20 protein-coding genes are annotated in these 19,889 nt (G+C 61.2%); 4 read left to right on the forward strand and 16 right to left on the reverse strand.

The features are described from left to right. Window positions 1–4 precede the first annotated feature (4 nt). Window positions 5–358 carry a VOC family protein gene (locus AC1D2R_RS19685; protein ID WP_477969563.1) on the forward strand — a complete coding sequence of 118 codons (354 nt, stop codon included), beginning with the start codon at window positions 5–7 and terminating at the stop codon, window positions 356–358. On the opposite strand, the gene AC1D2R_RS19690 is transcribed toward AC1D2R_RS19685, so the two are convergent. The 13 genes from AC1D2R_RS19690 to AC1D2R_RS19750 all read right to left on the reverse strand — a co-directional run bounded on the left by AC1D2R_RS19690 (window position 328) and on the right by AC1D2R_RS19750 (window position 12,681). After that, window positions 328–1,068: a PAS domain-containing protein gene (locus AC1D2R_RS19690; RefSeq protein WP_477969565.1), complete on the reverse strand. Its 741-nt coding sequence runs from the start codon at window positions 1,066–1,068 to the stop codon at window positions 328–330. The genes AC1D2R_RS19685 and AC1D2R_RS19690 overlap by 31 nt on opposite strands. A 184-nt stretch (window positions 1,069–1,252) precedes the next feature. Beyond that, the gene (locus AC1D2R_RS19695; protein ID WP_477969567.1) at window positions 1,253–2,185 is read right to left on the reverse strand and encodes a lipid A biosynthesis lauroyl acyltransferase; all 933 of its coding nucleotides are present in this window, start codon (window positions 2,183–2,185) and stop codon (window positions 1,253–1,255) included. 4 nt (window positions 2,186–2,189) lie between these two features. Next, a complete protein-coding gene (locus AC1D2R_RS19700) occupies window positions 2,190–3,218 on the reverse strand; it encodes a zinc-binding dehydrogenase (protein ID WP_037061106.1) in 1,029 nt (342 codons plus the stop codon). A 122-nt stretch (window positions 3,219–3,340) separates the two neighbouring features. After that, entirely contained in the window at window positions 3,341–4,627 is a 1,287-nt protein-coding gene (locus AC1D2R_RS19705; RefSeq protein WP_477969569.1) for a beta-ketoacyl-ACP synthase, read from the reverse strand. Between the two features lie 11 nt (window positions 4,628–4,638). Then, entirely contained in the window at window positions 4,639–5,835 is a 1,197-nt protein-coding gene (locus AC1D2R_RS19710) for a beta-ketoacyl-ACP synthase (protein WP_477969571.1), read from the reverse strand. Further along, window positions 5,832–6,314 carry a 3-hydroxyacyl-ACP dehydratase FabZ family protein gene (locus tag AC1D2R_RS19715; RefSeq protein WP_115108394.1) on the reverse strand — a complete coding sequence of 161 codons (483 nt, stop codon included), beginning with the start codon at window positions 6,312–6,314 and terminating at the stop codon, window positions 5,832–5,834. Before AC1D2R_RS19715 ends, AC1D2R_RS19710 begins: the two co-directional genes overlap by 4 nt. Window positions 6,315–6,427: 113 nt before the next feature. Continuing rightward, window positions 6,428–6,706 carry an acyl carrier protein gene (locus tag AC1D2R_RS19720; protein ID WP_037061102.1) on the reverse strand — a complete coding sequence of 93 codons (279 nt, stop codon included), beginning with the start codon at window positions 6,704–6,706 and terminating at the stop codon, window positions 6,428–6,430. A 233-nt stretch (window positions 6,707–6,939) separates the two neighbouring features. Continuing rightward, window positions 6,940–7,920, reverse strand: a complete 981-nt coding sequence (cbiB, locus tag AC1D2R_RS19725; protein ID WP_477969573.1) for an adenosylcobinamide-phosphate synthase CbiB — start codon at window positions 7,918–7,920, stop codon at window positions 6,940–6,942. Next, window positions 7,917–8,918: a threonine-phosphate decarboxylase CobD gene (cobD, locus tag AC1D2R_RS19730; protein ID WP_477969575.1), complete on the reverse strand. Its 1,002-nt coding sequence runs from the start codon at window positions 8,916–8,918 to the stop codon at window positions 7,917–7,919. The genes cbiB and cobD overlap by 4 nt, the downstream gene beginning before the upstream one ends. Further along, window positions 8,915–10,222 carry a cobyrinate a,c-diamide synthase gene (locus AC1D2R_RS19735; RefSeq protein WP_477969577.1) on the reverse strand — a complete coding sequence of 436 codons (1,308 nt, stop codon included), beginning with the start codon at window positions 10,220–10,222 and terminating at the stop codon, window positions 8,915–8,917. The genes cobD and AC1D2R_RS19735 overlap by 4 nt, the downstream gene beginning before the upstream one ends. Beyond that, entirely contained in the window at window positions 10,219–11,061 is an 843-nt protein-coding gene (gene cobA / locus AC1D2R_RS19740; protein WP_477969579.1) for a uroporphyrinogen-III C-methyltransferase, read from the reverse strand. Before cobA ends, AC1D2R_RS19735 begins: the two co-directional genes overlap by 4 nt. Before the next feature lie 182 nt (window positions 11,062–11,243). Next, window positions 11,244–12,194, reverse strand: a complete 951-nt coding sequence (locus AC1D2R_RS19745) for a nucleoside hydrolase (protein WP_477969580.1) — start codon at window positions 12,192–12,194, stop codon at window positions 11,244–11,246. A 73-nt stretch (window positions 12,195–12,267) separates the two neighbouring features. Next, on the reverse strand, window positions 12,268–12,681 hold the full coding sequence (locus AC1D2R_RS19750) for a cobalamin biosynthesis protein (RefSeq protein WP_477969582.1): 414 nt from the start codon (window positions 12,679–12,681) through the stop codon (window positions 12,268–12,270). Window positions 12,682–12,779: 98 nt separating this feature from the next. Here AC1D2R_RS19750 and AC1D2R_RS19755 point away from each other — a divergent pair, with 98 nt between their 5' ends. The 3 genes from AC1D2R_RS19755 to AC1D2R_RS19765 all read left to right on the forward strand — a co-directional run bounded on the left by AC1D2R_RS19755 (window position 12,780) and on the right by AC1D2R_RS19765 (window position 14,837). Beyond that, window positions 12,780–13,565: a TSUP family transporter gene (locus AC1D2R_RS19755; protein WP_477969584.1), complete on the forward strand. Its 786-nt coding sequence runs from the start codon at window positions 12,780–12,782 to the stop codon at window positions 13,563–13,565. A 100-nt stretch (window positions 13,566–13,665) separates the two neighbouring features. Next, entirely contained in the window at window positions 13,666–14,031 is a 366-nt protein-coding gene (locus AC1D2R_RS19760; RefSeq protein ID WP_477969586.1) for a nuclear transport factor 2 family protein, read from the forward strand. Window positions 14,032–14,033: 2 nt separating this feature from the next. Continuing rightward, entirely contained in the window at window positions 14,034–14,837 is an 804-nt protein-coding gene (locus AC1D2R_RS19765; RefSeq protein WP_477969743.1) for a helix-turn-helix domain-containing protein, read from the forward strand. Here AC1D2R_RS19765 and AC1D2R_RS19770 read toward each other — a convergent pair. From AC1D2R_RS19770 to cobN, 3 genes are read right to left on the reverse strand one after another with little or no spacing between them, the layout of a single operon-like run. Next, a complete protein-coding gene (locus AC1D2R_RS19770; RefSeq protein ID WP_477969588.1) occupies window positions 14,834–15,259 on the reverse strand; it encodes an EamA family transporter in 426 nt (141 codons plus the stop codon). The two genes, AC1D2R_RS19765 and AC1D2R_RS19770, sit on opposite strands and share 4 nt — an antisense overlap. Beyond that, entirely contained in the window at window positions 15,259–15,891 is a 633-nt protein-coding gene (gene cobO / locus AC1D2R_RS19775) for a cob(I)yrinic acid a,c-diamide adenosyltransferase (RefSeq protein ID WP_477969589.1), read from the reverse strand. The genes AC1D2R_RS19770 and cobO overlap by 1 nt, the downstream gene beginning before the upstream one ends. Window position 15,892: 1 nt before the next feature. Further along, window positions 15,893–19,885 carry a cobaltochelatase subunit CobN gene (cobN, locus tag AC1D2R_RS19780; protein ID WP_477969591.1) on the reverse strand — a complete coding sequence of 1,331 codons (3,993 nt, stop codon included), beginning with the start codon at window positions 19,883–19,885 and terminating at the stop codon, window positions 15,893–15,895. Window positions 19,886–19,889 lie beyond the last annotated feature (4 nt).

Consider the following 19,889-nt stretch of genomic DNA (forward strand, 5'->3'; position numbering starts at 1 on the left):
GCTCATGACAAAGAGAGAAGACGACCTCAGAATCGACTACGTCGAGTTCAGCGTGGCCAATATCGACGCGTCCAAGAAATTCTATGGCAGCGCCTTCGGCTGGCGCTTCACAGATTACGGTCCGAACTACTGCGAATTCGACGATGGCCGGCTGAAAGGCGGCTTCACCAACCTGGAGGCGCCTCGGCCCGGTGGACCACTCGTCATCCTCTACGCGCACGATCTCGAAGCTGCCTTTGATGCGATCGAAAGGGCGGGCGGCAAAATCATTCGCCCGGTCACCGGTTTCCCTGGCGGCCGCCGCTTTCATTTCAGCGATCCGGACGGCTACGAGCTCGCAGTCTGGACGAAAGCCTGATCAGCAAGTATACGCGATGCTTTGCCCACATCCTCGAGAATGATCAATGCACCGATGACGCTTCCCGAGGAATCGCGCAGCGGCGACATGCGGCAGCGCTTCGGGGAACCGTTTTCGCATTGGGAATAGATGTGGTCGGAGTGCGCGCCCGAAAAGCAGGCATCCAGCTTCGCCTTGGCAACCTCGCTGAAACGCTTTTCTCCAATGAATTCCGACACATGACGTCCGATCATCTCCATTGGCTTCCTGCCGAGATGGACAGAGTTTGCCGCGTTGGAATAGAGGTATCGGTAGTCCTTCGTAAGCACTGCGACACGATCAGGAAGAGCCTCCAAAATCGCGGCCTGGAGGAAATTTCCATTGTCCGTGTTCGGAACATAAGCGGTGGGCGCGCAGACCGGTTCAAGATCCAACTTTGGCATCTGCCAGCGCGGCGTGGATGAACCGAAATATTGCTGCAACAGATGCGACAAGAGCTTCACATGCTCTCGCACGGCATCGCTGTCCTCGGAATACTGATCGATCAAGCAGCCGACAAATTGGAGCTGCATGTGCGCATAGAGCATATTGGAAGGTCTGTAGCCAAGAATCGCCTCGACAAGCGCATCGACGGAACCATCAAGGCTGCTGACGCGCGCATCGTCACCATTCCTTATCGCCTCTTCAATCTGCGCACAGCGCAGTGAGAACGCCTGAAAAAGACCGAGCACGACCCCTCCAATGCCGATTCCGTAAGGCAATGCTCTCGACAACGGCCAAACCTGGCAAGCCAGTTGATCCGGCCGAAACAGCGCAGTCACTCGCATTGATAGAAATCGGTAACATGACACATCTTCACTTTCAATGAAGAAGGCGCATTGTTTTTCAATGAGGAGATATAGGGGTATGCTCTTGCTAAATAACCTGCCGCTTTATTTCCCAGCGATCGTGGTACCAAAGCCATTGCTCCGGGTATTCCCGGACCCAGCTCTCAACCTTGTTGTTTAGCAGCTGTGCCGCCGCGGTCATGTCGATATTGCCGTTGGCATCGCGCGGGATTTCCAGCCGTGGCTCGATTTCAAGGCGATAGCGGTTACCGGGAAGGCGGATGCAGCGGGCGGGATAGACGTCGCAATTGAACTGGCGGACTAGCTTTCCGAGCAGCGGATTCGTCTTCACCGGAAGACCGAAGAAGGTGGTTTTCAGCCCCTTGCGGAATTTCTGGTCGACCAGAACGCCCACCCCCTGGCCCGCTTCCAGCTGTCGGGCGAGCGCAAAGGACGAACCGGCATGCGATGGCACCAGCTTGCCCATGCGCGCGCTTCGGAAATCGAAAACCTTCTGCGCCACGTAGGGGTTGTTCGGGGGGCGGAAGAGCACGCTGACGTAGAGACCGAACGCAGATCCCGCGACCGGCAGCAGCTCGAAATTCCCGGTATGGCCGGTGAAGACGATGAACGGCCGCGGGTTGGTCAGGAGATCCATAAAGATTGGAATGCCCGAGACCTCGACCCGGCCCGGCTCGCTGCGCATTGGATCAAAATCGAACAACCTATCGAGGAACACATATTCGGCGGCGAGCCGGCCCATGTTGGCCCAGCTTCCAAGCGCGATATCGTTGATCTCCACATCACTCTTGTCAGGAAAGGCATTGCGCAGATTGGCAATCATCAGCCTGTGACGCTTTGTGCGCGGGCCGATCTTGCGCATCAGCCAATCGATGAAGTTGATCGCACCATCAGCCGGAAAGAGCTTCAGGAAATTCAGGAACCCGAACATCACCTGCGCGATCAGCCATTGACGGAAATGTTCCAGCTTGAGGACGATACGGGTGATGAAGAGCTTCAATGGCTCAATCCATCTTCAAGATGATCTTGCCGAAGATCTGGCGCGACTCCATACGCTCCAGGGCCTTGTCGATGTCATCGAAGCTGACTTCTGTATCGATGACCGGATGAACCAGCCCGCGGCCCATCTTCTGCATGGCATCCGCCATGTTTTCCATACGGCAACCGAACGAACCCAGCAGCTTCAGCTGTTGCTGGAACAGCATCATCAGGTTCATCTCGGTCGATACGCCCGATGTCGAACCGCAAGTGACGAGCCGGCCGCCCCGCTTCAGGCAGAACATCGATGCTGCCCAGGTATCCTTGCCGACATGTTCAAAGACGACATCGACACCCTTTTTCTTGGTCAGCTTGCGCACCACGCCTTCGAAACGGTCGGTGCGATAGTTGATGACGTGATCGGCGCCAAGCGCCTTGGCCTTCTCGATCTTGTCATCGGAGCCAACGGTGGTGATGACGGTGCAGCCGATCTTCTTGGCAAGCTGAATCGCCGCCGAACCGATGCCCGAACCACCGGCATGAATGAGGATCGTCTCGCCGGATTCGAGCTTGGCGTTGTCGAACAGCATGTGTTCGACCGTGCCGAAAGTCACAGGCGCCAGTGCGGCACCGATAGCGTCGACACCGGGAGGAGCAGGAACCAGCAGGCGCGCAGGCAGGTTCACCTTCTCCTGCGCGAAGCCGTCGAGATGGAAGCCGTGAACGCCGGAGACGTGTTCGCAGAGATTGTCGCGTCCCTCGCGGCACGGACGGCAAAGACCACAGGTGCGCGCGCCATAGATCGAAACGAGCTGACCAGGCAGCACATTGGCAACGCCCGGACCGATGGCTTCCACCACGCCAGACGCTTCCGCGCCGATCACCAGCGGCATCTTGCGCTTAGCGAAGGCCATGCCCCGCCAGCCCCAGACATCGATGTGGTTGAGTGCGACCGCCTTGACCCGCAGCGTCACCTCGCCCGCCGCCGGAGCATCGGGTTCGGGCAGGTCGGTGATCTCAAGCTTGCGGTCATCGATCAGTTGCAAAGCGCGCATGGCAAAGTCCTTCACGGGCGCGCCCGCCCTGAGGCAAGTGCGCAGTTTATGGATGCTGCTGGCCGCACCCTATCGGTATGCGGGCGCAGCAATGTTGGTCTCAAAGGTCGGTCGGGAACCGATTAAGCCGGTTCCAGCGCCATGACAAGGCTGGCGTTCTGCCCGCCGAACCCGAAGGAGTTGGAAAGCACGGCATTCGCCTGGCCCTCGCGCTTTTTGTTCGGCACGACGTCGAGAACGATCGAGGGATCCGGATTGTTGTAGTTGATCGTCGGCGGCAACGTGCCCGTCAGCATCGTCTGCAACGAGAATACCGCCTCGACCGCGCCCGCCGCAGTCAGCGTATGGCCGATCATCGACTTGTTCGAAGACAGCGGAATGGACGCCAGCCGCTCACCGAACACCGAGAGCATGGAACTATACTCCATCTTGTCGTTTTCCGGCGTCGAAGTGCCATGCGCATTGATGTAGCCGATGGCGCTTTCATCCATACCGGCGTCCGCCAGCGCTGCGCGGATCGTCGCGATCGCCGGGCCCCCGTCGGGGGACGAACGGGTACGATGGAAGGAATCGGCCTTCTCCCCGGCACCCTTCATGATGCCGAGAACCTTGGCGCCGCGCGCAATCGCAGATTCCAGCGACTCCAGAACCAGGGATGCAGCGCCTTCGGCAATGACGAAGCCGTCGCGGTCCTTGCTGAAGGGCTTCGATGCCTTGGTCGCCGGATCGTTCTGCGTGGAAAGCGCCGAAAGCAGGGAGAAGCGGATCAGGGCTTCAGCGCCGACGGATCCGTCAGTAGCAACCGCAAGCGCGCGTCTCGTGCGGCCCTGACGGATCGCCTCGATGCCGAGCTGGATTGCGGTCGCGCCGGATGCGCAGGCTGTGGACAACGTCACCGGCAGGCCGCGCGTGCCGAAGCGATCGGCAAGCCGCTCGGAAATCGAGCCGAACAGCGCCGCCTCATGGAAAGCCGCGTCGGGGCGTTGACGCATCGCCGCCAGGAAGCGGTCATAGGCATCGCCCGGATGATCGGCTGGCGGCGAACGATCCGCAAGGTCGAAACGTGCGCTCCACTCAGGCTCGATCGGCGGTGCGGCAAGAAACAGGGGACCGTTGAAATCCCCCGAAATATCGGCATCGGCAAGCGCTTCGATCGTCGTTTCACGCGCGAAGGCGTAGGAACGCTCGACGGCGTTGGCGACCGGAATGTCGATGAAATCGACCGTCCCGGCGATGCGTGTCGAGAGACCTTCAGTCGGGAAACGGTTGATCTCGTGTATCCCGGACCGCCCGGCCGTCAGCGCGGCCCAGTTGTCTTTCAGCCCCTGGCCAAGCGACGTAATTATGCCGACGCCGGTGACCGCGACGATGGGGCGGCCGAGATGATCGTTGTAAGCCGAATCTTTCATATGCCTACTCCTCACGCTTCCGCGGATAGAACTGCGACGCCTTCGCCGCGCTGATGTCCAACGGTCGTGACGACGGCCGCAGACGTACCAGTGCTCATTGCCTTCTCATGCGCATCATCAAACGGCGGAACCTTCGCCTTGCTGTCGACTGCCAGCGCCGCCAGCGCCAGTCCAAGCGCAAAATGCGATTCAAGGCCATGGCCCGTGACGCCGCCGAAACCGCGGATCGCCGCTCCCGGGAACTGACGCTCAAGAACGGCTTTCTCGCGGCGTGCGAGATCCGTCATGCCGGTCGAGCCGGAGAAGATCGCCATGCTCTCGGGTGGAAGACCGGTGGCTGGTTCGAGGAGCCGCTCGAGACGTTTCTCCAGATTGCCAGCATTGCGGCTGCCACGATCACCTTCGATCGATGAAATCGTCGCATAGACATGCGCGCCGCGCGCCGCGGCATGGGCGCGCGATTCCAGCACAAGAAACACGCCGAGGGAACCGGTCATGATGCCCCCCTCATCGCGCGACCAGAGCGGCTGCCAGTCGCCGCGCGAATGCGCATTGATCGATTCGAACAGCAGGACCATGTCGAGCCGCTCGGCAGAGAACGCGCCGCCAACGAGCGCATGCGAAGATTCCCCGGACTTGATGCGATGAAACGCCGTCTCGACTGCCGAGATGCCGGCCGCCTCTTCGCCCATGAAGGTCCGCGAGGAGCCGGTGACCTTGTGCACGATGGAAATGTTGCCGGCGAGCAGGTTCGAAAGCTGCGCGAGGAAAAGCGTCGGGCGAAGCTCGGTCGTCAGCTTCTCGTTCAGCAGGACCTCGCGATCATTGCGCTTCAGGCCTTCATCGACGATCAGCGTGTCGACGTTGATGTCGCGCTCGCCGCCACCGGCCGCGACGATCATGTCCATGCTGCCGCAGGCTTCCGCATCGTCCTTGAAGCCGGAGTCGTCGAGAGCGAGACCTGCGGCAAAAACGCCGATGCGCTGCCAGTTTTCCATCTGGCGCTGATCGCCGCGCTTGGCGATCTGCTGCGACCAGTCGATTTCCGGGAGCGGATGAACCGGATAGGGCTTGAACTTTTCGGTCTCGACGATCGTTTTCGGAGATCCGTCGGCAGTCAGCAGCGCGATATGCGGCTCCTTGCCAACCCCCTGACACGTCACAATGCCGATGCCGGTGATCACGACATCATTCTGAGCCTTGCTCATCCATTCACTCCCTGTGCGGCGATCGCATCCATCAGACCCACTTCACCTGCACGCTTCTTGACAATATCCCCAAGCGGAACCTCGCTGAAAGGCACGGTGCGCAGCTTCAACTGCGCATCACACACCTTCTTGCCGTTGCTTGTGATCTTTGCCTTGGTGACCGCAAATCCCGAACCGTCGTGCTCCAGAAACGCTTCGATGTCGAGAACCGCTTCCGGTTCGACAAACGTACGCATTTTGGCACCATCGACCGACATCAGGAACGGCATCGCGGCAAAGTTTGTCGCAGCCAGCACGAGCATGCCTGAAGCCTGCGCCATGGTTTCGATGAGTAGCACGCCCGGAACAAGGGGCATGCCGGGAAAATGACCTTCGAAAACAGGGCTCTTCGCCGGCACGACAGAGCGCGCCTTTAGGGTACCGTTTTGAAGGTCGACCGCCTCGATGCGGTCAATCATCTGGAAGTATTCCAGGAGCATCGTATCCTCCGGCCGGAGGGGCAACATGCCCGTCGGCTAGGCCTACTTAATAACAAAACCGCCCGGCCGCCATGGTTAACGGCGACAGGGCGGAGAAAAAATGGCTGTGCCGATCAGGCCTTGGCGGCGCGCAGCTCGTCGATTTTCGCGCAGAGGTTCTTCAGCACGAAATACTCTTCCGTGGAGACCTTGCCTTCGTTGACTTCCTGCGTCCACTTTTCGAGCGGGATCTTGATGCCGAATTCCTTATCGATCGCAAAGACGATATCGAGGAAGTCGAGGCTGTCGATACCGAGGTCGTCGATCGTATGGCTTTCCGGCGTGATCGTGTCGCGATCGATCTCGCTCGTCTCTGCAATGATGTCGGCAACTTTATCGAATGTAGCGGTCACGCCTGTACCTCTTGAAATGACAATTTATCCCCCTCATAGGCAAATCCATTTCAAAAGCCAATGCCCTCACCTGCTGCAATGCGCAATTTGCAACTGTACTGTTGCTCAAACAGCATGGACCCGAAGGCCATACATGCACTCGCGACTACCTGGGCCAGACCGGCAATCGGCAATGACGACATGGCCATCGTCAAGCCATGCGTGCCGCGTCGTGCCGCAATATCGATGACCGCCTACAACAGAAAAACGAAAAACATCAGGAGGATGAATGTCAGCATCGAGCAGCTGGCATGGAACACGGATACAGCGTCGTCTATGTCCGCTGCGGTTGCAGTCTCCCGTCCGGTCGGGTTGATCATCGGCTCCATGACAACGACGCCGGAATAGATGCGCGGACCGGCAAGCTGGACATTGAGAGCGCCCGCCATGGCAGCCTCCGGCCGTCCGGAATTCGGCGAGCGGTGAAGGCCACCGTCGCGCATGGCGATACGCAATGCCTCGCGGCAGGCTGCACGTCCGCGTCGCAGCCAGGCGCCGGCCGCGATCAGCACAATTGAAAGCCGGGCCGCCGGCCAGTTGGCAAAGTCGTCAAGACGCGCCGCAGCCCATCCGAAATCTGCGTAACGTTCGGACTTGTGGCCGATCATCGAGTCTGCCGTGTTCAACATCTTGTAGGCCAGAAGCCCCGGCAGGCCGAAGACGGCATACCAGAGAGCCGGCGCCACCACGCCATCGGAGAAATTCTCGGCCAGACTTTCGATAGCCGCGCGGCAGACCGCAGGTTCATCCAGCGTTTCCGGATCGCGGCCGACAATCATGGACACAGCGGCGCGGCCGCCGCGAACGCCGCCGTTCTTCAGCCCGGTTGCAACCGCACCGACATGGTCGGCAAGGCTCTTTTGCGCCAGGAAAACAGTGACACAAATGACCTCCAGCAGAATGCCCGCAAGACCGAACAGAGCAAAGAACCAATGCAGCACCAGTCCTGCCAGAGCGCTCAAGGCAAGCAGGCCGGCGATCGAACACGCTCCGTTGCGCCGCCGTTTCTGCTTCGCCAGATCGCTGCGATTGAACCACCCATCCACACTCGAAATCGCCTTGCCGTAGAGAGCGACAGGATGCGACAAGCGCGTCCATAGCACTTCTGGGTCTCCGACTATTCGGTCGAGCAGAAGAGCCAGCACCAGCACGAGAAGATTAAGCTCGATCATCATCCGTCGTTACTCTGGAGGGCAGTGGCCAGCCGCCTGTCTCCGGCGGCATCGGCAGTGACCCCGAAACGGAGCCAATGAGGGGCGTAGTCGAATTTGCGCACCAATATGCGGTGGCGGCACAAATGCGAATGAAGAGCATCCGCCGAAGGATGATCGACGAGCGAGAAAAGTCCGCTTCCGCCGCAGATCCGAAGACCGCCACTCTCCAGCACGGCGCGCAGAGCGGCGCTTCTCTCGGCAATTGCCCGACGGATCGGGGCGGTGTCGGAACGCAGCAACGACGCGGCGATTGACAGGGCCGGGCCGGACACGGCCCAGGGCCCCAGCCAGTTCTCGAAGCGATCGAGAACCATGCTGTCAGCAACAACGAAGCCCAGCCGCAGTCCCGCAAGACCGAAGAACTTGCCGAATGAGCGCAAGACGATGAGATTGGACAGCCCCGCCACCTGTGACGCCACGCTTGCGCCCGGAACGGTATCGCCAAAGGCCTCATCGACGACGACGAGACCGCCGCTTGCGGCCATGCGCCTGCAGAGCGCGACAAGCATTTCGGGTTCGTAGGTGCGGCCATCCGGATTGTTGGGATTGACGATGACGATCAAGGCATGGGTGTCGCCGATCTGTTCCAAGCCATCCAGCAGATCGACGGCACAGCCCGCCGAGTTCAACGCACGTTCGTATTCCCCATAGGTCGGCCCGAGGATCGCAGCCCGCCCTGCCCCTTCCAGCAATCGCGGCAGAAGCTGAATGACCGACTGCGTACCCGGAACGGGCAAGGGCAGAACATCGCCGCTGCCATAATAGTCGCGTGCAGCCCTTCGCGCTTCATCTGTCAGATAGCCATCTGGAAGCCGCTGCCAGGCGCGCATGGAAATCTCGGGCAATGCCACGGCAAAGGGACTGATACCGGTGGACAAGTCCAGCCACTCCTCCGGCTTGCCGCCGTAAAGCGCCGCCGCTGCGGTAATACCCCCACCGTGGATGATCGGTGCATTCATGCTGTTTCCCCGGCGAGGTCGATCAGATGCATATACGACCCGGCAACCTGTCCGCGCTGGAGCCCGGCGCTGCCGAGGTCGTTGTTCAGAGCATCGGTGACGCCGAAGAGCCGGTCGGCATCGCCCTCGGAAACGACCGCCGAATAGTGAAACTCATGCGCCGTCATCGGTTGCTCGAAGAACGAGCTGTTGAGCGGCGACACGCGCCGATACCCGAGGTGGCGCTTTCGATCCTCATAGGTCGTCACCAATGGCAGCAGGCCGAGCATGGAATGGCGCTCACCGCCGGCATCGACCAGCCCCTCGCCCAGAACCATATACCCGCCGCACTCGCCGTAGATCCGCACGCCGCTATCGGCCGCCCGCCGCATCGCGGCCCTGAAGGTCTGCGCCGCCGCGATCTCGCCAGCGTGCAACTCGGGATATCCGCCAGGAAGATAGATGGCATCCGCCGTTCTCTCCGGCGCCTCGTCGGCAAGCGGCGAAAAGAACGAGATATCGGCCCCACGCCGGCGCCACCCGAGCAACATGTGCTCGTAGGAAAAGGCAAAAGCGATATCGCGTGCCACAGCGATACGGCTGCCAAGCGGCGGCAGGCGTGCGATGTTTGCGGTCGATGGCTTGTTCAGCCCCTGTCGCGCGACGCGCAGCAGGAACTCGAAATTACACTCTTCCGACACGGCCTCGGCCGCATGCTCGATGAAATTCTCCAACGCCTGGTGTTCTCCAGCCTGTATCAGACCGAGATGACGTTCGGGCAGGGCGATTTGATTGTCGCGCCGGACGACGGCGATGACGGGCATGCGGATCGCGTCAAGTGCCTGGCGAAGCATCATTTCATGCCGCTCGCCGCCAACCTTGTTGAGAATGACGCCGGCGATGCGGACATCTGCCCGAAATCCGGCAAATCCGGCCACGAGCGCCGCAACCGACTGCGACATATGCGAGGCATCGACCACGAGGATGACGGAGAGGCCGAGCATGGCCGCCAGATCGGCGGCCGTTCCCTTTCCATCCGCAGCGCCATCGAACAGTCCCATCATCGCCTCGATGACGAGTAGCCGGTCGCCTGAGCGATGCAGCGTCGCGTTTGCCGCAATCAGCTCCGGTCGCATTGCCCACGGATCGAAGTTGAGACAGGCAACGCCGCTCGCCGCTGCGTGAAAAGCGGGATCGATGTAATCCGGGCCTGCCTTGCCAGGTGCGATCTCCAAGCCACGCTTGCGCAACGCCCTGAGGAGCCCAAGGGTCACCGTCGTCTTGCCCGAGCCGGAGGACGGAGCCGCAATTAACAGACCACTCATGCCGTCTCCTTGCTGCTGGAATGCCGGAATGGATCGGGGCGCAGCCTTCGTCCGGCCAGTGCACCCAACCAATCGAGAGACTGTCTCAGCCGGACCACTTCGCCCACCACCACGATGGCGGGAGGCTCCAGCCCCGATGCAAGAACGGCAGCTGGTGCCTCACCGAGCGTCGTTTCCAGAACCTGCTGGCCGCGTGTCGTCGCGTTGCAGACGAACGCCACCGGCTCGAAGCGAGACCGCCCCGCCGCAATCAGGTTCGCACTGATCTCGGCGATATGCTTCATGGCCATGTACATGACGATGACTGGCGAGCCCTTGCCGACCGCGTCCCAGTTTATGGCATCCGGCACGAGACCGGAAGAGTTGTGGCCGGTCAGAAACGTGACCGCATGATTGATGTCACGGTGAGTAACCGGAATACCGGCATAGGCAAGTCCGCCGATCCCGGCACTGATGCCGGGCACAATGCGGAACGGAATGTTGTATTCGACCAGCGTCAGGGCTTCCTCGCCCCCGCGTCCGAACACGAATGGATCGCCCCCCTTGAGACGGAGCACGCGCTTTCCGGCCTGCGCCAGTTCCACGAGGCGAAGCGAAATGTCCCGCTGCTTGGCCGAAGGCTTACCGCCCCGTTTGCCTGCATATTCCAGCAGCGCATCGGGCCGGGCGAGTTTGAGACAGCCGGCATCGACCAGAGCGTCGTGAACGACGACATCGGCGTCCATCAACCCCCTGACAGCAAGCAGCGTCAGCAAGCCGGGCTCGCCCGGGCCCGCGCCCACAAGCCAGACGCTGCCGGGTTCCAGAGCCGGAAGATGTGAAAGCGCAGCTTCGATCATGAGGATGATCTATGCCCCGGTGGTGACAAGGTCAACGCCAGTTGGAGCGATGAATCCGATCTGTCGAAATCGCGTTGAAGCAAGTGTTCAACGACCGGATTCAGGATGCGAAGATTGCGGCGCAAGAGACTGGACGGACTCGACATTGCCATCGCGCCGAAATCCGCAGTAACAGCGGGCCACTAGGCTCCAAGCAGCGTATCGCGGATGAGGTCGATCACCTTCTCCGATTCGATGCCTGTGCAAACGACCTGGCTCGGCAGACCGTCCCAATCGCCCGGCGGAAAGCGGCGGCCATCCGGCTTCACGATCGTCTGCCCATCGGCGATGCCGCCACAGACGACGCGCACCGCGCCTGATATCGTGGTGAACAGCTCCGGTGCCACGACATAGACGCAGGCGCAGCTGTCGTGAACCATCATTCCGTCATCGACCGCATGCTTGTAGAAGTCGATGTAAAACTGTGACAGGTCGTTCAGCAGCTTCACCGCCTTATCGCCCCTGGCTGCAGTATCGGCGAGATAGCTGCGGCTCATCGTCGTAATCGCGGTGACATCGAGGCCGATGACGACCACCTTCCAGGGCGCGGTCATGACGATATCGGCGGCCTCGGGATCGCCGTGTATGTTCGCCTCTGCGACCGGCGACATGTTGCCCGGCACATAGAAGTTGCCGCCCATGATGACAACGCTCTTTACCAACCCTGCAATCTCGGGATCTTCCTTCAAGGCCAGGGCAAGGTTGGTCATGCGGCCAACCGCGACCAGTGTCACCTCGCCCGGATTGGCACGAACCGTCTCGATGATGAACTTGTAGGCCGGACGCGGATCGAGCGGCACATCGACGCTTGCCGGCACATTGATGTTGCCGAGGCCGTCGTCGCCATGCACGAAGGTCGGCCAAGCGTCGTCCTTGCGGGAGGGATCGATGGTAACGTTGGCACCCTTGGCGACCGGAGCCGAAATACTCCATTCGCGCTTCAGGAACAGCGCGTTGCGTGTGGTCGTCTCGATCGAGGCATTGCCGAAGACGGTCGTGATGCCGATGAGGTCGATCTCCGGATGGCGGTGCAGGAAGAGCAGCGCCATTGCATCGTCGACGCCCGGATCCGTGTCATAAATGACCTTGTGCATGAATGTTCCTTCTATCGTTATTTCCGCAGCCAGCCGGACACCGCCGCGAGATCGGCGGCAACCATAGCGCCCGCTATTGTTTCTGCAACAGGATGCGCGCGATCGCCGCAGTGGCGTGTGCCGATCTGAGTTTTGGCAAGGTCAATTCCGCTGCCGGTCCGATCGCCGCCAGGGCTGCAGGTTCGGCCACACCGTGACAGCCCGTATGCGCGAATACGGTTGCCGAGGGGTTCTTAATACGAGGCGTCTCCCGCTCGAGCGAGGCAGCATCGAAGAAGATGCTCGGGACGGCGAATTTCACTGCCACCGCCAAGATCGCCGGCTCCTGACTGCGTGTATCGATTGATGCAACGGCCGCCAGTTCCTCCGCCGCAACGCCTGCCTTCGCCAACGCAGCCACGGCCAGGTCATGCACCTCTTCGACCGATGTGCCGCGCTCGCAACCGAGCCCGAGCACATAGCGGCGTGTCAATCCGATTTTGGTCATGGGCTTTTCGAATACCGGTCCCTGTGTCGTACAAGCCATTGCAGCAGAGGGACGGAAATGCAACATGCGCGCCGATACAGCCCATTCAGAGCCCCGCCTTGTCCGATCTTGCCCCCCATTTGCTTCTCCTCCTCGCCGCCGCGGGATTTCTTGCCGGTTTTGTCGATTCGATCGCTGGCGGCGGCGGACTGATCACAGTTCCGGCCATGCTGATTGCCGGCATTCCGCCGCTGCAGACGCTCGGCACCAACAAGGTGCAATCGGTTTTCGGGGCAGCGTCGGCAACATTTGCCTACGCCCGCAAGGGACATGTCGATTTGCGCAGGCAATTGCCGATGGCACTGATGGCGGTCATGGGCGGCGCGCTGGGTGCGGCCCTTGCAACCATCGTACCCGGCGATGTGCTGCGCTCGATCATGCCGGTTCTGCTCGTGGCAATCGCCCTCTATTTCGCATTGAAGCCCAATCTCAACGATATCGACAAACACCGCCGCATCACGCCATTTGCGTTCGGGCTCACGCTCGTTCCGGCAATCGGCTTTTACGACGGCGTCTTCGGACCCGGAACCGGCTCGTTCCTGATGCTCGCCTTCGTCTCCCTCGCAGGCTTCGGAATGCTGAAGGCTACCGCGCACACCAAGCTGCTGAACTTCGGTTCGAACATCGGCGCCCTCGTTGTCTTCATCTCCTTTGGAGCAATATTGTGGAAGATCGGCCTGATAATGGGTGGGTGCCAATTTCTTGGTGCGCAGCTCGGCTCCCGGCTCGCAATGCGCACCGGCGCGCGGTTGATCAAGCCACTCCTGGTCGTTGTCTGCATAGCCTTTACAATCAAGCTGCTGGCTGATCCGCTGAACCCGATCCGCGTCTGGTTGGAGATCTGAGGCTGACGTCCGATTACTTCCGGCGTAATTGATGAGGCCTTGGCGCTTCTCCATGATCGCAATGCCTGGACGAGCCGGGCGTAAAACAGGAGATGATCTGATGACTGATGCAAACAGCAAGGCCGAACGCTACATCGCAATCTGGAACGAGACAGATGCCGCCCGCCGCAGCGCCCTGATTGCCGAAACCTGGGATGAAGCGGCAACCTATGTCGATCCCCTGATGCGTGGCGAAGGCCACGCGCAGATCAACGCTCTGGTCGATGCGGTCCAGGCGCGCTTCCCTGGCTACCGGTTCGAACTCATCGGCACCGCCGACAGCTACGGCGACAACCTGCGCTTTTCCTGGGGGCTTGGCCCACACGGCGGCGAACACCTCATCAAGGGCACCGACTTTGCCGTGCTCGACGGCGGGCGGCTGAAAGCCGTGCACGGCTTCCTGGACCAGCTGCCGGACGCCGCGTGATGATGACGCCCGCCCGCTCCGTTGGAGACTACCTTCGCGATTGGCGACAGAGACGCCGCATGAGCCAGCTCGATCTCGCGCTGGAAGCAGAGATATCGCAAAGGCACCTGAGCTTCATCGAGAGCGGGCGGTCGATTCCAAGCCGCGACATGCTGCTGCACCTTGCCGAACGACTCGGCGTGCCGCTGCGTGAACGCAACCCGATGCTGCTTGCCGCAGGTTTTGCGCCGCTGTTTTCCCAGCGATCTCTCGACGATCCGGCGCTGCGTCCTGCACGGCGGGCTATCGACCTGGTGCTGAAGGGGCACGAGCCCTACCCGGCCCTTGCCATCGACCGCCACTGGACGCTGATCGCGGCAAATGCGGCGGTTGCGCCGCTTCTTGCTGGCGTCACCGACCCAATGCTGGTGGCCGAACCAGTCAATGTACTGCGCCTCAGCCTGCACCCGATGGGCCTGGCGCCGCATATCGCAAACCTGTCGGAATGGCGTACCCACCTACTGGGGCGCCTTCACCACCAGATATCGGCAACCGGCGACCCGATCCTCGGCGAACTGCACAAGGAACTGTCCTCTTACCCCTCCCCGACCGTATCCCTGGAATCTGCCGCCAAGCATGACTTTGCCGACATCGCCGTTCCGCTCGAGTTGCAAACGAAAGCAGGCTTGCTTTCCTTCATATCCACGACAACCGTATTCGGAACCCCGGTGGACGTCACGCTCTCGGAACTGGCGATAGAGTCTTTCTTTCCTGCCAACAAAGAAACGGCGGAAATCGTCGCCGCGCCGGCTACGGCACGGTCCTAGAACAGCGCGAGCAACAACGCTCCGCAGGCAATCAGGCTCACACCGAGCCAGTTTATGATGTTGAGCTTTTCCCCGAGAAAGATCACGCCGAACACCGCCACGAGCACGATCGACAGCTTGTCGATCGGCGCCACGCGCGCGGCGTCGCCGATTTTCAGCGCCCGGAAGTACGCGAGCCAGGAGGCACCCGTCGCAACCCCGGACAGGCAGAGAAACAGCCACGTCTTCCCGGAGATGCTGGAGAGTGGCTGCCACTGACCGGTCGCGGCGACGATTGCCGTGATGATGCAGACGATAACAATCGTTCGGATAAGCGTGGCGAGATCGGAATTCACGCCGGCGACGCCGATTTTCGCAAAGATCGCCGTCAGCGCGGCAAAGGCCGCCGACAGTATCGCCCAGAAAACCCAGCTCTGTGTCATCAGAACTCCACGCCCGGCTGCCCCTTGATGCCCGATCGGAAGGGATGCTTGATGAGCTCCATCTCGGTTACCAGATCCGCCGCCCCGATCAGCTCGTCCTTCGCATTGCGCCCGGTGAGCACGACGTGCGTCATATAGGGCTTCTCGCTCTTGAGAAACGCCACCACCTCGTTGACGTCGAGATAATCGTAGCGAAGCGCGATGTTGATCTCGTCGAGCAAGACCATCGAGTTCCGCTCGTCTCGGATCAGTTCCTTCGCTTTTTCCCAGGCAGCCCCTGCCGCGGCGACATCGCGGGCGCGATCCTGCGTCTCCCAGGTAAAACCCTCGCCCATCGTGTGGAACTGGCAGATGTCGGAGAAGTGTTTCTCGATCAGGTCGCGCTCTCCCGTCCACATCGCACCCTTGATGAACTGCACGACGGCGCAGGGCTTGCCATGCGCGATATGGCGGAAGATCATCCCGAAGGCCGCGGAGGATTTGCCCTTGCCCTTGCCGGTATGAACGATGACGAGGCCTTTCTCGTCCGTCTTCGTCGCCATGATCTTGTCGCGCGCGGCCTTCTTCTTGGCCATCTTGTCGGCATGGCGCGCATCATCGTGGCCGGCGGCTTCAGTCGTTTCGTCAGTCATGTCAGTCTTCCCCGGATGAAAGCTTGGATCCATTGTCGATTTCAAGTGTGTCGTGGACGGCCCGTGCAAGATCGAACCGCGCCGAATTGCTGCGCGGCGTCCAGAGCTGGCGGTCGACCGCTTCCAGCAACCGCCCCTTCATCTCTTCGAAGGCCGCAGGGTTCTTCTCGATCATGAAGTCGCGGACCTTGGGATCGACAACGAAGGCCTGGTACACGGCTTCGAAATGATGATTGCCGACAGCACCTGTCGTTGCCGCAAAGGCAAACAGATAGTCCACTGTCGCGGCGACCTCGAAGGCGCCCTTGTAACCATGCCGCATCACCCCATCGATCCACTTCGGATTGACGACGCGACCACGCACGACCCGGCCGATTTCCTCCTCCAGCGAGCGGATCACCGGCTTTTCGGGCATCGAATGGTCGTTGTGATAGATCGACGGCCGTGCGCCAGCCAACTGCTCGGCCGCCGCCGCCATGCCGCCTTCGAATTGGTAATAGTCGTCGCTGTCGAGCAGATCATGCTCGCGATTGTCCTGGTTCTGCACCACCGCCTGGATCGACCGCAGCCTCTCCTCGAAGACGCCGCGCTCGGCACGGCCCTCTTCGCCGGCGCCATAGGCATAGCTGCCCCACACCAGATAGGCTTCGGCCAGATCGGCACGCCGCTCCCAGCCCTTCTCGTCGATCAAGGCCTGCAACCCCGCGCCGTATGCGCCCGGCTTCGAGCCGAATATGCGATAGCCCGCACGACGCTCGGCTTGTGCTTCGTCGAGACCGGCTGCGACAAGCCTCGCTGCCTCGCCGCGCATGCGATCGGCGACCGGATTGTCCGAGGCGTCTTCTTGCAGCGCCCCGATCGCGCGGATCGCCTTGTCGAAGAGCGCAATCTGCTCGGGAAACGCATCGCGGAAGAAGCCGGAAATACGCAAGGTGACGTCCACACGCGGACGGCGAAGAATCGCGGGCGGGATGATCTCGTAGCCGGTCACCCGCCGCGAGGTCATATCCCAGATCGGCTTCACGCCGATCAGTGCCAGCGCCTGGGCGATATCGTCGCCACCGGTGCGCATGTTGGACGTGCCCCATGCGGTCAGCCCGAAGGAAACCGGCCATTCGCCGTGATCTTGCACATAGCGACGGACCAGAAGCTCGGCCGACTTCTTGCCAAGTTCATATGCCGCCGGTGTCGGCACCGCGCGACTGTCCACCGAGTAGAAATTGCGCCCCGTCGGCAGCACGTCCGGACGCCCGCGCGTCGGCGCCCCGGAGGGACCGGGCGGCACGAAACGGCCGTCAAGACCACGCAGCAATCCGTCGATCTCGGCGGCGCCACAGGCGAGGATAGCGGGCTTCAGGCGGGCCTCGATCTCGGAGAGAACCGCATGTGTCGCATACCATTCGCTCGGACAATCAATCTCAGCACAGACGAGCTTTGCCGCGAGCAGTTCGATGCGTTCGACGGTGTCGCCCTGTGTGCGCCATGGGTCGGTGGAGACCTCGGCGAGGATCGTCGGGCGCGCTCCGGACCAATCGGCCGCCATGTCGCAATCGAGCGGGTCAAAATTCCCAGCGTTTCCGGCACGTGAGGAACAGCCGGGCGCAACCGTGCGATTTGCCTTCTCCCCGCCGGGGAGAAGTCGAGCCGAGAGCTCAGCCTTTGCAACCAGGTCAGATTGAGTGTCAAACGGATGATGCAGCCCCTGCGCGCCTTGATCTTTCCCTTTGTGGGGAGGTGTTGGGGAGGTGTTTCCAAACACATCCTCCGCAATTGCCCGCTGCAAGCTGCGATCGCCGCCCTGCCCGAGCCCCCGCGGCACGCGCGCCAGCGCCACCGTCAGATCCGTCAGCAGCCGCCCTTGAGGCGAAACGCCGAAAATGTGCAGGCCGTCGCGGATCTGCATTTCCTTGAGGTCGCAGAGGTACGCATCGAGCTTCTTCAGCGCTTCGGTCTCGCTCTCGCCCTCAGCAATGCCGGCGTCACGGTCGAGGCCGATATCGGCGACGAGGTTGAGGATCTGTTTGCTGAGCAAACGGATCCGGCGCGGATCGCCGCCGGAAGCTTCGTAGTACTCGTCGACCAGCGCTTCCAGATCCTTCAGCGGCCCATAACTCTCGGCGCGCGTCAGCGGCGGCGTCAGGTGGTCGATGATAACGGCAGCGGTGCGGCGCTTGGCCTGCGTTCCCTCACCGGGATCGTTGACGATGAAGGGATAGAGGTGCGGAAGCGTCCCCAGGATTGCCTCGGGGTAGCACTCCTGCGACAGCGCCAGCGCCTTGCCCGGCAGCCATTCGAGATTGCCGTGCTTGCCCATGTGAATGACGGCATGGGCGCTGAATTCGTGACGTAGAAAAGCATAGAAGGCGAGATATCCGTGCGGCGGCACGAGATCCGGCGAATGATAGCTGTCCTTCGGATCGATATTGTATCCCCGCGCCGGCTGGATGCCGACCAGCACGTTGCCGAAGCGGGTAAACGGTAGCGCAAACGCCCCGTCCCTGACATAGGAATCAGTCTCTGGCGCGCCCCAGCGATGGCAGATCTCTTCCTGAATTTTTGCCGGAAGACTTTCGAAGAACGTCCTGTAAAGACTCAAGGAAAGCGTCTCGCGAACAACCTTGCCATCATGACCGGAGTTCGTTGGCCCCTCCATCAGGTGCCGTATCAGCGCATCGCCATCTGCCGGGATGTCGGCGACCGGATAGCCGGCTTCCTGCATCGCCGAAAGCACTTCGATTGTACCCGCAGGTGTATCCAGCCCGACACCATTTCCGAGACGTCCATCGCGGTTCGGATAGTTCGCCATGACAAGTGCCACCCGCCGGTCCTGCGGCTCCGTCGTGCGCAGTCGCGCCCAACTGGCGGCGAGCCGCGCGGTGTATTGCATGCGGCCGGCATCCGGCTCGCTGGCAACGATGTTGGCCTCGACCAGCGCATCGTAGCGCGCAGCCGACTTGAACGAGACAGCGCGCGCGAGAACCCGGCCATCGACCTCCGGCAGCGCGACATTCATGCCGAGATCGCGCGCCGAAAGACCCTGCGACGATGCGGCCCATGCCTCTCGCGACGACGCGGAAAAAATTGCCTGCAGCACGACGGCATCGCTGGACTCCAGCACGGTCGGCTCCCGTGAAGCGCCGGGTGCAGAGACCGCAAATCCGGTGGTGTTGATCACGATATCAGGTTTCACCGCATGAAAGACAGTCTCGATGATGCCCTTCGAGACCGGGTCCTTGAGGCTGTAGGCAAACACCGGAAGCGACCGCATTCCCTCCACCGCAAGCGCTTCTATCAGCGCTTCGACAGGTCCGGTTTCGCCGCTCTGGACGAGAGCGCGATAAAAAGAGATTGCGACAGTCGGGCGCTCTGCTTGGTCTCCATCCGGGGTCGCCGCTGGGGAGAAGAGGAGATCAACCGCCGACTTCCATTCCTCGACGCCAATCACCCCGCGTCCGGGCCACCAGATCCCCGCCTTCATCAACGGCGCAGCCGCTTCCGGCTTCTCGGCGCCAGATAGCATCGCCTCGGCATACGCAAGAAACGCATGCGAATTCCCGTCGCCACCCTCGATCAGGTAAGCCCAAAGCGCATTCAGATCTTCAAGCGGCACATTCGAAAACGGCGTCAACCCTGCATCAGGTTTGGAATCTCCTGGCAGGACGGCAATCAGCGCGCCATGCCGCGCGGCGGCGGCGTGCAGCGCTTCGAGCGCATAGTGAAAGTAGCTTGCTCCGCCGAGCGCACGCACGACAATGAGCTTCGCATGCCGTGCCGTTCGCTCGATATACGCATCGACCGACATCGGATGCTTGAGGCTCATCAGGCTTGCAATGCGCAGCGTTCGCGCCGGCTCCCTTTGGCCATACGCAGCCGCGATTGCCGCAAGCTCGGTGTCGGCGGCCGACAGGAACAGGATATCGCCGGGAGACTGACCGAGATCGATCGCTTCCTCGCCGTCACTGATCGTTCCCTGCTGTGCCAGAAGCAGATGCATTGGT

The sequence above is a fragment of the Rhizobium sp. P1_C7 genome (genome assembly GCF_056406295.1).